Origin of the sequence: Streptomyces spororaveus (assembly GCF_016755875.1) — a bacterium.
Taxonomy (GTDB): Bacteria; Actinomycetota; Actinomycetes; order Streptomycetales; family Streptomycetaceae; genus Streptomyces; species Streptomyces spororaveus.
In genome coordinates this window covers 7,881,912-7,893,961 of the sequence record NZ_BNED01000005.1, presented here as the reverse complement: position 1 = coordinate 7,893,961, position 12,050 = coordinate 7,881,912, and the positions used below count along the sequence as shown (strand labels likewise).

The window sequence follows — 12,050 nt, the reverse complement described above, 5'->3', positions numbered from 1 at the left end:
GCCCGGTGTCAGGTGGGCGTCGGCCCGTGGGCACGCGCGCCGAGAGCCTCGACGGCGCCGACCATCCGGTCCCAGAACGGGCCGGTCTCCAGGGTCACGGCCACGCTCGCGTTGACCGGGCGGCCCGTGGAGTGGTGCAGGTCCACCACGGTGGCGCCGCGCGTGTACCGGCCCCGCAACTCCACGGCGACCGCGGCGTCCACACAGTGCACCAGCCGGGGATCGATGACCCGGGCCACCGCCACGGGGTCGTGCAGCGGCGGGCTGGAGAACCCGAACAGCGCGCGGTAGGTGGACCCGAAGTAGGTCAGCAGTTCCGCGCAGGTTCGCCCGAGGGGTGTGCCCAGGGCCACGAACCGGGCCACCACTTCGGGGGTCGCCAGTGCCTGGTGGGTGACGTTGAGCCCGCACATGGTGATCGGTACCCCTGAGCGGAAGACGATGTCGGCGGCCTCCGGATCGGTGAGGATGTTGAACTCGGCGGCAGGGGTCCGGTTGCCGCGCTCGGTCGAGCCGCCCATCAGGACGATCTCGCGGATCCGGGAGGCGTCCCGCGGGTACCGCGTCAGCAGCAGGGCGATGTTCGTCAGCGGCGCGGTCGGGACGAGGGTGACCGGCTCGGGATGCTCGGCGAGCAACCGGTGGATGAGGTCCACGGCGTGTTCGGGGACCACGTCCACCGTGGGATCCGGGAACATCGGCCCGTCCAGTCCGGTGGGCCCGTGCACTTCGGCCGCCACGTCGAGCGGCTGGACGAGCGGCCGGTCGCAACCGGCCGCGACGGGGACGTCCGTGATCCCGGCGACCGTGCAGACCCGGCGGGCGTTGAGCGTGGTCTTGTCGAGGGTCTGGTTGCCCGCGACGGTGGTGATGCCCAGCAGGTCCACCGCCGGGTCCCCGGCGGCCAGCATGATCGCGAGGGCGTCGTCATGTCCGGGGTCGCAGTCGATGATGATCGGGACGGGCACGTCACTCCTGGCTCCGCGGGACAGGGAGCACCAGTGTGCGCCCGTGCCGGTGCCGTGACCACACCGCCTCGCCCGAAGCACGCGCGGTCGGTCGACCGCGCTCCGCGTCACCGGGTACGGCACCTCGCGGCGGGCTCGGCGACGGTCAGCCGGACCGGTGCCGTCGCCGGCGGCCGCGGCAGGCGCAGTCCGGGACCGCCGGGCGTGATCGAGCCGAGGACGCTCGCGTGCCGGGCGCCGGTGCACGAAGGGACGGTGCCGGGCAGACCGTGCGCCGTGAGCCAGCCCAGGACGGCGAAGGCGTACGCCTCCTTCGCGCCCGCGGGCAGCCCGAGTTCGTCCGAGGACCGCACCACGCACCCGACGGACCCGGCAGACCCGGCAGACCCGCATGACCCGTCCAGTTCCTCCCGCAGCCAGTCCATCAGGACCGGGTTGCGGGTCCCGCCGCCCGACGCGATCACCTCGGTCGCCCCGAAGGGCCGGATCGCTTCGGCGACGGTCCGGGCCGTGAGCCGGGTCAGGGTGGCCACGACGTCCTCGGCGGGCAGCGGTCCGGACGAGGCCAGCGCGGAGCGCAGATAGGGCAGGTGGAACAGTTCCTTGCCCGTCGTCTTCGGTGCGGGGCGGGCGTAGTACGGGTCGTCCAGCAGCCTGCGCAGCAGCGGCGGGTGGACCACGCCCCGCGCGGCGAGCGCTCCGCCCGCGTCCATCGCGTACGCCTCGCCCGAGGCGTCGCGGCCGGCCAGGGCGCGCACCGCCGCGTCGATCAGCGCGTTGGCGGGGCCGGTGTCGAAGGCCAGCGGTTCGCCCGCGGTGCCCTCCGCCCCGCCGGGCACGACCGTCACGTTCCCGATCCCGCCCAGGTTGAGTGCGACCGGCACCCCGGGCCGCCCCCGTAGCCACATCACGTCGACGATGCTGACGAGGGGCGCGCCCTGTCCCCCGGCCGCCACGTCGCGGGTACGGAAGCCGGAGACGACGGGCCGGCCGGTCGCCTCGGCGATCCAGGCCGCCTCGCCGATCTGGAGCGTCCCGTTCACCCGGCCGTCCTCGGCCCAGTGGTAGACGGTCTGCCCGTGCGACGCCACCAGGTCGGCCCGTCCGCCGCACAGCTCCTCGTCCGCTCGCACCGCCGCGGCGGCGAAGGCCCGTCCGATGCCGGTGTCGAGCCGGCACACCGCGGCCAGGTCCGTCCGGCCGGGCGGCAGGGTCCTGGCCAACTCCGCCCGCAGGTCGTCGTCGTAGGCCGTGCTGATCATTCCCAGGGGCGTGAGCACCAGTGTGTCGCCGTCGAGGGAGAGGTCGGCGGCGGCCGCGTCGATCGCGTCGTACGAGGTGCCGGACATCAGCCCGACCACGCGCAGGGCGCTCACCGCAGTGCCCGCTCGTGGTCGTCGCCGCGCAGGGTCAGCAGGGCGGCGAGGCTCACCGCGCAGGTCACCGCGGCGTAGTACCCGGGGACGTCGACGTTCCCGGTCCGCCCGACCACCTCGGTGATGATCAGTCCCGCGCAGCCCGAGAACACGGCGTTGGACAGCGCGTACGCCAGGCCGAGCCCGGTGCAGCGCACCCTGGCCGGGAACATCTCGGCCAGCATCGCGGGCCCCGGCCCCGCCATCAGGCCGACGCAGACGCCCGCGGCGAACAGCGCCGCTCCCTTCACGTACGCCGGTCTGCCGGGATCCTGCACCAGGTGCAGCAGCGGGAGCGCGAGCACGGCCACCAGCAGGGCGCCCGTCACCATCACCGTCCGCCGCCCGATCCGGTCGCTCAGCCGGCCGGCGGGCAGGATCGACGCGGCGAATCCCAGGTTCGCCAGGACCGTGCCGAGCAGGGCCTGGCGGAAGGTGGTACCGAGCGTGCTCTGCAGGTAGGAGGGCAGGACGACGAGGAACGTGTAGCCGGCGGCCGACCAGCCCATCATCCGCCCGACGCCCAGGACCACGGCCCGTACCGTCTCCCCCGCGCGCGTCCGCGGCCCGGGGGCGGGAGGCGCGAGGACGGGCGGGGCGGGCGGGGGCGGCTCGTCCGGGGGCAGCCGCAACCGCAGCCGCAGCGCGACGAGCCCCAGGGGGAGGGTCAGCAGGAACGGCACCCGCCAGCCCCACCCGTGCAGCTGCGACGTGGTCAGGACGCTCGCCAGGACCACCGCCACCGCGGCTCCGGCGAGCAGGCCGAGCGCGACCGTGAACGACTGCCAGGCCCCGTACAGGCCCCGGCGGCCCGGCGGGGCGCATTCCGTCATGACCGAGACCGCTCCGCCGAACTCCCCGCCCGCCGACAGCCCTTGCAGGATCCGCAGGAGTGTCAGGAGCCATGGCGCGGCGGCGCCGATCGTGGCGTACGTCGGCAGCGCGCCGATCGCCGCCGTGGCGCCGGTCATCAGACAGACGACCAGGACGAGCGCGGGCCGCCGGCCCACCCGGTCACCGAACCGCCCGAACACCGCGGCCCCGACCGGCCGGAAGAAGAACGCCAAGGCGAACGACGCGTACGCCTTGACGAGCCCCTCCGCCTCGCTGCCGCCCTCCGGCGTGAAGAACTGCGCCGCGATGACGGTGGCGAAGTAGCCGTAGATCCCGAACTCGTACCACTCGATGAAGTTGCCGACAGATCCCGCCACCAGCGCCCGGCGCGCGTCGTCCGGCCGGGCCTTCGACGCAGGCCGGACCGGACTGGCGGCGGGTGTGGTCATGCCCCAAGCGTGCTGACCGCGGGGCCGCCGACGGCTCAGGCGCGCCGGGCGCCCACGAGCCGGAAGGCGAAGAAAAGCGCGGCACCTGCCAGGGCCAGGACCAGCGAGCTCTCCAGGAGCTGCGTCGGCCAGTAGTGCGAGGCCGGGTGGAACTCCACGTACCAGCCCGTGACGTCCATGTCCGACGGGCAGGTGCTCAGGTGGTGGGTCCGTTCGAAGCAGGCGTACTCGGGCAGGCGCTCACCCGTGGAGGTGAGCAGCCCGGTGTCCGTCATCAGGGCGGAGGACGGCAGCACCTCGAAGAGGTTCCCCCGCACCGGCATCGTGGCCGTCTCCACGGGGAGCAGCGACCACCGCAGTGCGCCGAGGCCCAGCATCACCAGGCCGGTGAGCATCCCGGTGAGCGCCATGGCGGCCAGGGTGCGGCGGACCAGCTGGCCGACGAGCACGCCGAGGGCGACGCCGAGCAGGCAGTAGGCGACGAGCACCGGGCCGGAGGCTTCGTACACCCCGCGGTCCGCCCAGTGGAGCTGGTAGCTGCCGGTCACCCGTGCCCAGCCGAGGCGGTAGACCCCGGCGAGGGCGGCCCCGCCCAGCACCGACACGGCTGCCGCCACCGCGACCTTCGAGCCGAGCCAGGTCTTCGGGGTGGTCGACTGCGTGAGGGCGAGCCGCCAGGTGCCGCTCTCCAGCTCGCGGGCCGTCACCGGACCCGCGACGAAGGCCCCCACCAGTAACGGCAGGAACAGCAGGCACGTACCGGCGTACTCCATGCAGAGGCGCAGCATCTGGTAGCCGTCGTTCGGGACCGGCCCGCCCGCCCCGCCCGAGTTCGGGCCCTCGGCCCAGGAACGCAGGGCGACCACGGCGACGAGACCGGCGGCCACGACGGCGGGCACCCCCCACAGTGCGCGCCGGTGCTGACGGGCGGCGACCCAGTACGGGCCCTTCAGCGCCAGGCCGCTCATGCCCGCACTCCTGTCGTGGTGAGGGAGTCCCCGGTGGTGAAGGACGGGGCATCGGGGGAACGCAGGTGGGCGAGCAGGATTTCCTCCAGGGTCGGGTTCTCGGGCTGCCAGACCCGGCTGTCGACCGGCCCCGTCGGCCGCACCAGGGCGGTGAGCTGGCGGCCCGTCGTACGGGACTCGACGACGGTGTGGGCGGCGAGCTGGGTGGCGGCGGCGACGGGGCCGGTGAGCAGCCGGTGGGCCGCGCCGACCTCGTCGATGGGGCCGCACAGGCGGATCCGGCCGCGGTCGACGAGGAGGAGGTGGTCGCAGGCGCCCTCCAGCTCGGTGAGGATGTGCGAGGACATCACCACGGAGGTGCCGTTCTCGGCGGCATCGGCCATCAGGGCGCCCATGAGCTCAAGCCGGGCGAGCGGGTCGAGGTCGGCCATCGGCTCGTCGAGGAGCATCAGGACGGGTCGCTTTCCGAGGGCCAGAGCCAGCGCCACGCGGGTGCGCTGCCCGCCGGAGAGGGTACGGACCTTGGTGCGCGGGTCGAGCCCCCCGGCCTCGACGATCCGCTGCGCCGTCGTGGCGTCCCAGCGCTCCGGGTTGAGCTCGCGGCCCATCCGCAGGGTCTCGCCGATGGTGAGCTGCGGGTAGAGCGGCTTGTCCTGCCCGACGTACGCGAGTGTCTCGCGCGGCGCCGTCCGCAGGGTGCCCTCCGTGGGGAGCAGGAGGCCGGCGGCAAGGGCGAGCAGAGAGGACTTCCCGGCGCCGTTGGGGCCGACGACCGCGCACACCCGGCCCTCGGGGAGGCGGAAGGTGCAGTCGCGCAGCGCCCAGCCTCCCCGGCGTCCGTGGCGCAGCCCGAGGCCCTCCGCCTCTATCACGGTTTCCGTCATGTTTCGTCGTCCCCCTCGAAGAGTTGTTCCAGTACGGATGTGAAGAGCGCGGCCACGTCGTCGCGTTCCAGACCGGCGTCCTGGGCCCGCCGGGCCCAGTCGGCGAGTTCGCCGCGCAGCGGAGAGTCGGCCGGGGTGCTGCCCAGGGACTTCTGGATGAAGGTGCCCAGCCCGCGCTTCGCCTCGACGAGGCCTTCGCGTTCCAGTTCGCGGTAGGCCTTGAGGACGGTGTTCGGGTTGATGGCGGTGGCCTCCACGACCTCGCGCGCCGTCGGCAGCTTGTCGCCCGGCTCCAGCAGGCCGAGGCGTAGGGCCCGTTTGGTCTGCTGGACGATCTGGACGTACGTGGCGATGCCGCTGCGCCGGTCGATGCGGTACTCCAGCACGCCAACACCACCCTTTCACTAGGTAAGTAGTGAAAGGGTGGTGCAGGAGTGGCGCTGCTGTCAACTCGCACCGAAATCAAGGGTGATGACGCACCCGTGGCGTCTTGACGCACGCCCCGCGGCTCCAGCAGACTCGGCACACTTGATGATCTTCGCCAGGGGGGACGAAGGACATGCTCGTTTTCTATGCTTGTGTGGGCGGGCCCATCGCCGCATTGGTCGGGTTCCTGCTGTGGACCGACAGAGCCACGCGCACGAAGAACCTGGAGGGGCTGCAGATGGAGGAACAGGCCCGCCAACAGGCCCGCTTCGACAAACTGTCCCCCGCGCGCAGGTTCTACATCCCGCCCGGCGAGCTCAACCGCCGCCGCTGACCCCCGGGGGCGGCCGCCGTGCGGCGGGGCCTTGGTACCGCAGGCGGACAGCCCGTGCCGGGAGCTACTTGGTCATGATGGTGCCGGTCCACTGACCAGCCGCGCCCTTCATCAGGGCCTCGTTGCTCAGGACCTGGGTCCCGGGCACCGACGCCATGCCGATGTCACCGGCCGGCGCCGCGCCGTTGTGGGAGCCGACCGTGTTGTCGTGGCCGGCGTTGAAGACGTCGTCGCCGGCCACCTGGCTCAGGTCGCCGAAGACGATCGAGTACGTGTTGCTGACCGGTGCGTAGAGGGTGAAGGCGTCGTCGGCGGAGGCAGCGGACGCGCCCGCCAGGAGGATGCCGCCGGCGGCGAGAGCGGTCAGGGCGCAACGGATCGATCGCACGAGTACGGCCTTTCGTGGAGGGGTGGTCGGGCAGTGCGAAGGTAGGCCGCCGCGCCCGGCGAGGCCCCGTACTCGCCGCCGTACGGCCCGAGTCCATCCGTACGGCGCAGCCGCCGGGGCGTCGACGACGACGTCGCTGGGCCGCGTTCTGCGTGCGGCTCCGAGCCCGGTGCGCCGACCAGGCGTCGTGCCACGGACGTTCATCCACAGAGCCCGGTGGAAAGGGCGAGTCCGGCGTACGGTCGAGCGACCGGCCGAGCCGCACCCGGCGGGGCCGGTTCTCCTCGACGTCCGACCCGAACGGGAGCCCGCCGATGCGCGTCTACGCACAGACCCCAGCACGTCGGAACCGCCAGATCCTCGCCGACCTGATCGCGGTGGCCCTGGTGTCCGCCGCCGTGTGGTTCGCCCTGGCCGTCCATGATGCGATCATGCTGCTGGCCGAGCCGGGGCGTCGGGTCGAGAGCTCGGGCGACAGCCTCGCCACCGAGCTCGGCAACGCCGGCGACGCGGCCTCCAAGGTGCCGTTCGTCGGCGACCTCCTGCAGAAGCCGCTCCAGTCCGCCGCCGGCGCCAGTACCGGGATCGCCGACGCCGGGCAGTCGCTCCAGGACGCCGTCAGCCAGGTCGCCACCCTGGTCACCGTGGCGCTGATCGTTCTCCCCGTGACCGTCGTACTGCTCCTGTGGCTCCCGGCACGCCTGCGCTGGATCCGGCGGAGCATCGTCATGCGGCGCCTCCTCGACGCCCCCGGCGGCGCCGACCTGCTCGCCCTGCGCGCCCTCACCGGCCGGCTGAGCGACCTGGCCGCGCTCCCCACCCCGCCGGGCGGACTCGCCGACGCGTGGCGACGCGGGGACCGGCAAGTCATCGGCGACCTGTCCACGCTCGCGCTCAGGCGGGCCGGCTTGCGGCCCTGACCCGGGCCCGGGCCGGTCTCACTTGGCCGTCCGTCGCGGGGTGCACCGTACGGGGGTGGGGCGCCGGGGCCGCCAGTGCTACGGCGGGGTACGGGGCTCGGTATGCCCCGTACCCCGCCGTAGTCGGGCGGCCCCGGAGGGGCCCTGGTCGCTCAGCCCACGCGTTCGATCCGCGCCCGCCGGATCAGGTTCTTGCCCGGCTCCCGCACCTTCTCGAACGCCGCATTGTTCAGCAGCACACAACTACCCGACGGACCGCTCACCGCCACCGTCGTCGACTGACCGTTGTCCAGATTCGTCACCTTCAACTTCGTCCCCACCGGGAACGTCCCACTACTCGCCGCAGGCGCACCCCCCTCACCCGACAACGTCACCGTCGACCCCGGACACACCACCTCACCGGTCGCCGACGGCACCTGCGCACCCGCCCCACCCGACGCACCCGCCGCACCCGCCACCGGAGCCGACGGAGCCGCGGGAGCCGCCGCGTCACCGCCACCACCCACCCGCTCGATCCGCGCCCGCCGGATCAGGTTCTTGCCCGGCTCCCGCACCTTCTCGAACGCCGCGTTGTTCAGCAGCACACAACTACCCGACGGACCGCTCACCGCCACCGTCGTCGACTGACCGTTGTCCAGATTCGTCACCTTCAACTTGGTCCCCACCGGGAACGTCCCACTACTCGCCGCGGGCGCACCCCCCTCACCCGACAACGTCACCGTCGACCCCGGACACACCACCTCACCGGTCGCCGACGGCACCTGCGCACCCGCCCCACCCGACGCACCCGCCGCACCCGCCACCGGAGCCGACGGAGCCGCGGGAGCCGCCGCGTCACCGCCACCACCCACCCGCTCGATCCGCGCCCGCCGGATCAGGTTCTTGCCCGGCTCCCGCACCTTCTCGAACGCCGCATTGTTCAGCAGCACACAACTACCCGACGGACCGCTCACCGCCACCGTCGTCGACTGACCGTTGTCCAGATTCGTCACCTTCAACTTGGTCCCCACCGGGAACGTCCCACTACTCGCCGCGGGCGCACCCCCCTCACCCGACAACGTCACCGTCGACCCCTGGCAGACGACGTCGGGAACGGCGGCATTGCCGATCGCAACCGTGGCGGCGACCCCGCCGATCACCAGGGCTCCCGCGACGGCAGAGAGTACGAACTTCTTCTTGAGACTCATGGTCCGTTTCCTGGACACCTGACACTCCTCGATCCGATGGACGTTGCCCCCCTGACGTCCTGCATACGGCCGAGTTCTCCGGCGAGTTCAGTCCTGTTGCCTTTTTACGAATCGGGCCGTCCGGAGGTTTGGAGCGCTGCGCGGGCCCTCGCCGAGGGGCTCACGGCTCATGGGGCCACGTTCAAAGACGCAGGTCACGGCCCCGGCGATCCTGTGAGTCGAGGTGCGTGCGGCGCTCATGACGACGGTCTTGTCCGGCGCGGGTCGAGCGGACCAAAGACATCTTTAAGGTTGAGTTGATCTGCGCTTAACCATCCCAGGTCCGACCTCGCCGGTGACGCGGGCGGCTTCGACCAGGCCACTTCGGCCACAGGTTCCCGGCGTTCACCGGGCTCACACCGACCCGGGACGTCCGAGTCCGGCGGCGGTTCCCGCGCGAACAACATCCCGGCCGTGTGCCGGACGGCCGGCCCCTGCCGGCCGGTCGATTTCTACCAGGGCGACAGCTCACCTCAGGCTAATTTGGGGCACCCCGAAGCAAGGAGAGCCCCGTGGGCAAGGTGGTCATGTACGGCTCGGTGTCGGTGGACGGCTTCGTCGCGGACGAGGACGACCAGCCCGGACCTCTGTTCGACTGGTTGTCCGGCGGTGACGTCCCGTTGGACGAGAGCGGCGAGGTGAAGGTGTCGCAGACGTCCTACGACTACATCCGGCCGTACTGGGACCGGATCGGGGCGACAGTCGTAGGCCGCCACGTCTTCGACATGACGGACGGCTGGGACGGGAAGCCTCCGGGCGGGATCGACCACGTGGTCGTCGTGACGCACCGGCCGGCGCCCGAGGGCTGGGACCCCGAGGCGCCGTTTCACTTCGTCGACGGCGTCGAGGCAGCCGTAGCCACGGCGCAGGAGCTTGCCGGCGACCGCCTGGTCGAGGTCGCCGCCGGCGACGTCGGTGGCCAGGTGCTTGCCGCGGGCCTGGTCGACGAGGTGCGCATGGACGTCGTACCGGTCGTGTTCGGGTCCGGCAAGCGCTACTTCGGGTCGGTGAACGCGCAGCACCTGTTGGAGGATCCCGACGTGCCGATTCAGGGCAACCGGGTGCTTCACCTGCGCTACCGGGTGCGCCGTTGACGGATCCGAGCGGGTGGGCGGAGAAGTAGCCCGCGAACGGCGACACCCGTCCGCGCCCACGACCCCCGGGTCCGGACCTCCCCCGCCCGGCGGAGGCCGACGGCCACGGTCCCGACACCCCGAACCGTGTCGGGACCGCATCATCGTTTCTTCCCTTGCAGCGCCGTGACCTGCAAGGAAGGTGGTATCCCCATACGAGTGACATGGTCGGGAATCGTTGGTTTTGGGATACCGGCTTCGGGATCATGGTTCCGGTTCACACATGACATCGGCACGCGGCCGCTGTCATGTGCCAGCCGTACCGCACCATGAGACAGAGGAGCCGGACTACATGTCCATGCCTGTTGTGAGCATCTGGGACAACACCATCCCTGGCGCCCAGCCCCACCACCCGAGGGCATCCGCGTGGGACGCCGTCTGGCCCTTCACAGGAGGAACCGCCTGGGTGTTCTACAGCAACCCAGGGCAGACCCGGGTCAGGAAGCCGGTGATCCTCGCCGACGGATTCTCCGCCGGGAAGAGCGACCCCGACGCCCTGTGGAACGGCCTGGAGAACGGCGAGTACCCCTTCATCTCCAAGCTGCGGGAAGCCGGCTTCGACCTGGTGCTCCTCGGCTTCGACGAGCGGTCCGCGTCGATCACCGTGAACGCCGACGTGGCCATCCAGTGCATCGAAAAGACGATCGCCGACCGCGAAGGGGAGGCCCGGCTGACGGTCGGCGGCTTCAGCATGGGAGGCCTGGTCACCCGCTACGCCCTCGCCAAGATGCACCACGACGGCGACGAACACGAGACTTCGACGTACCTCTCCTACGACACCCCGCACTGCGGAGCCTGGCTGCCCATCTCGGTTCAGGCGTTCGCGCACTTCGTCAAGGACAACTGGGGCGATCTCCCCGGATTCGGCGAGCTCCTCGGCAGCTTCTCGCGGATGGTCAACAGCCAGGCCGCCCGCCAGTTGCTGCGCTGGCACATCGAGACCGTCTCCGCGGAGGTCCGCCAGGACCAGGCCCGCACCGACTTCCTGGCGGAGCTGGAGCGGGTGGGCAGCTGGCCCCCCGGCGTGCGTCGGCTCGGGGTCGCCAACGGCACGGGCACCGGCGCCGGGAACAACATTCCGGCCGGCGTGACGGCGATGCGCACCACCGGTGCGGAGCTGACGGGCACCCGGCTGGACACGCAGAACACGGGAGAGCAGACCGTCGCCATCCTGAAGAAGACCGGATCCCCCGAGATCCCGATCAACACCCGCAACCTGCCCGACATCGACGGCGCTCCCGGTGGACTGTTCCCCGAGGCCCTGAACCTGCCGGGCCGTCCGGGCAACTTCGGAACGGCTGCCATGCTGGCCGGACTCCTCGAAGGCGAGCCGGCGGAACTGACGTACAACGCGACCACGTTCGTTCCGAGCGTCAGCGCCGTGGCCGCGGGCGCGATCGACGACCGCGACGCGCTCTACAGCAAGATCGACCCGGCCGACAGCGAGCTCGACCACTTCAAGTGTGCGAGCGACAACCAGGGACACACGGTCATCACCGAGGAGCTCGGTGAGTGGATCCTGGACAAGCTCCAGACTCCCTGACCGGCTGTCCCGGCCCCGGCTGCCCCGGCCCCCGCCGAGACGGCCGGGGCCGGGCCGGTCACCGGACCTGCGGCCGGCCGCGCTGTCACCATCCGGAGCTCACCGGGGTTCCCCGGCCGGCCCGCCGACGGGCGCGGTTGCGCCCGCGAACCTCTGCCGGGCGGCCTGCCGGCCCATTCCCAGGACGCGCCCGACCGTTTCCCCGCTGCGTCCGGCGGCCCGGACGCCCTGTACGGCTTCACGCAGGAGCCGGCCCGCCTCCTCGGCCCCGACCCGCGAGGCGTCCACCCGGCGCGGACAACCGTCCGCCCAGATGGTCTCCGCACGGCGGCTTGACCGATGGACCTGCGACAACGTAACTTCGAGCCGACCGGACCGTGAACTGATCGGAAGGAGGCGGAGTCGGATGTCGATCATCTCCGAACTGCACCGCCCCGCCCATCAGGTCGCCTGGACTCCGGGTCTCGTAGCACACGGCTGCTGAACAGCCTTCTTCTCCGGAGTGCCCGTCTCTGTGGCCCCGGCATCTTTCGATTTCTCACACCGCCTGCGGCACGTCGTC

The 12,050-nt window shown here is 71.9% G+C and carries 12 protein-coding genes and 1 pseudogene; 4 read left to right on the top strand and 9 right to left on the bottom strand.

Annotation, left to right across the window (positions count from 1 at the left end):
- Positions 1-8: 8 nt before the first annotated feature.
- The 6 genes from Sspor_RS38060 to Sspor_RS38035 all read right to left on the bottom strand — a co-directional run bounded on the left by Sspor_RS38060 (position 9) and on the right by Sspor_RS38035 (position 5,904).
- Positions 9-968: a nucleoside hydrolase gene (locus Sspor_RS38060; RefSeq protein ID WP_202203189.1), complete on the bottom strand. Its 960-nt coding sequence runs from the start codon at positions 966-968 to the stop codon at positions 9-11.
- Positions 969-1,075: 107 nt separating this feature from the next.
- Positions 1,076-2,335 carry an anhydro-N-acetylmuramic acid kinase gene (locus Sspor_RS38055; protein ID WP_202204103.1) on the bottom strand — a complete coding sequence of 420 codons (1,260 nt, stop codon included), beginning with the start codon at positions 2,333-2,335 and terminating at the stop codon, positions 1,076-1,078.
- A gap of 5 nt (positions 2,336-2,340) precedes the next feature.
- Positions 2,341-3,666, bottom strand: coding sequence for an MFS transporter (locus tag Sspor_RS38050; protein WP_202203188.1), 1,326 nt, complete (start codon positions 3,664-3,666; stop codon positions 2,341-2,343).
- 35 nt (positions 3,667-3,701) lie between these two features.
- Entirely contained in the window at positions 3,702-4,634 is a 933-nt protein-coding gene (locus tag Sspor_RS38045; RefSeq protein WP_202203187.1) for an ABC-2 membrane transporter-related protein, read from the bottom strand.
- Positions 4,631-5,518, bottom strand: a complete 888-nt coding sequence (locus tag Sspor_RS38040; protein WP_202203186.1) for an ATP-binding cassette domain-containing protein — start codon at positions 5,516-5,518, stop codon at positions 4,631-4,633. The genes Sspor_RS38045 and Sspor_RS38040 overlap by 4 nt, the downstream gene beginning before the upstream one ends.
- Positions 5,515-5,904 (bottom strand): GntR family transcriptional regulator, encoded by a 390-nt coding sequence (locus tag Sspor_RS38035; protein WP_202203185.1) that lies wholly within the window; start codon positions 5,902-5,904, stop codon positions 5,515-5,517. Before Sspor_RS38035 ends, Sspor_RS38040 begins: the two co-directional genes overlap by 4 nt.
- Positions 5,905-6,077: 173 nt before the next feature.
- Between Sspor_RS38035 and Sspor_RS38030 the strand changes: the two genes are divergently transcribed.
- Entirely contained in the window at positions 6,078-6,278 is a 201-nt protein-coding gene (locus Sspor_RS38030; protein WP_202203184.1) for a hypothetical protein, read from the top strand.
- Between the two features lie 64 nt (positions 6,279-6,342).
- Here Sspor_RS38030 and Sspor_RS38025 read toward each other — a convergent pair whose 3' ends face one another.
- Positions 6,343-6,666: a hypothetical protein gene (locus Sspor_RS38025; RefSeq protein ID WP_202203183.1), complete on the bottom strand. Its 324-nt coding sequence runs from the start codon at positions 6,664-6,666 to the stop codon at positions 6,343-6,345.
- Positions 6,667-6,980: 314 nt separating this feature from the next.
- On the opposite strand from Sspor_RS38025, the gene Sspor_RS38020 reads away from it, so the two are divergent.
- Positions 6,981-7,586 (top strand): hypothetical protein, encoded by a 606-nt coding sequence (locus Sspor_RS38020; RefSeq protein ID WP_202203182.1) that lies wholly within the window; start codon positions 6,981-6,983, stop codon positions 7,584-7,586.
- A gap of 152 nt (positions 7,587-7,738) precedes the next feature.
- Here the strand turns inward: Sspor_RS38020 and Sspor_RS41810 are convergent, their stop codons facing one another.
- Complete coding sequence (locus Sspor_RS41810) at positions 7,739-8,437, bottom strand: RlpA-like double-psi beta-barrel domain-containing protein (protein WP_373318917.1); 699 nt, start codon at positions 8,435-8,437, stop codon at positions 7,739-7,741.
- Positions 8,432-8,677, bottom strand: a pseudogene (locus tag Sspor_RS41635) (RlpA-like double-psi beta-barrel domain-containing protein); the annotation flags it as partial. The pseudogene Sspor_RS41635 and the gene Sspor_RS41810, both read right to left, overlap by 6 nt.
- Positions 8,678-9,324: 647 nt before the next feature.
- Here Sspor_RS41635 and Sspor_RS38010 point away from each other — a divergent pair.
- Together Sspor_RS38010 and Sspor_RS38005 are read left to right on the top strand one after the other, a co-directional pair.
- Positions 9,325-9,906 (top strand): dihydrofolate reductase family protein, encoded by a 582-nt coding sequence (locus Sspor_RS38010; RefSeq protein ID WP_202203180.1) that lies wholly within the window; start codon positions 9,325-9,327, stop codon positions 9,904-9,906.
- A gap of 331 nt (positions 9,907-10,237) precedes the next feature.
- Entirely contained in the window at positions 10,238-11,488 is a 1,251-nt protein-coding gene (locus Sspor_RS38005) for an esterase/lipase family protein (protein ID WP_202203179.1), read from the top strand.
- Positions 11,489-12,050 lie beyond the last annotated feature (562 nt).

What these genes read in the sequence shown, in the direction of transcription:
- Sspor_RS38005 (WP_202203179.1), top strand. Translation starts at nt 10,238, where the DNA reads ATGTCCATGCCTGTTGTGAGCATCTGGGACAACACCATCCCTGGCGCC.
- Sspor_RS38045 (WP_202203187.1), bottom strand. Translation starts at nt 4,634, where the DNA reads ATGAGCGGCCTGGCGCTGAAGGGCCCGTACTGGGTCGCCGCCCGTCAG.
- Sspor_RS38020 (WP_202203182.1), top strand. Translation starts at nt 6,981, where the DNA reads ATGCGCGTCTACGCACAGACCCCAGCACGTCGGAACCGCCAGATCCTC.
- Sspor_RS38040 (WP_202203186.1), bottom strand. Translation starts at nt 5,518, where the DNA reads ATGACGGAAACCGTGATAGAGGCGGAGGGCCTCGGGCTGCGCCACGGA.
- Sspor_RS38030 (WP_202203184.1), top strand. Translation starts at nt 6,078, where the DNA reads ATGCTCGTTTTCTATGCTTGTGTGGGCGGGCCCATCGCCGCATTGGTC.
- Sspor_RS38050 (WP_202203188.1), bottom strand. Translation starts at nt 3,666, where the DNA reads ATGACCACACCCGCCGCCAGTCCGGTCCGGCCTGCGTCGAAGGCCCGG.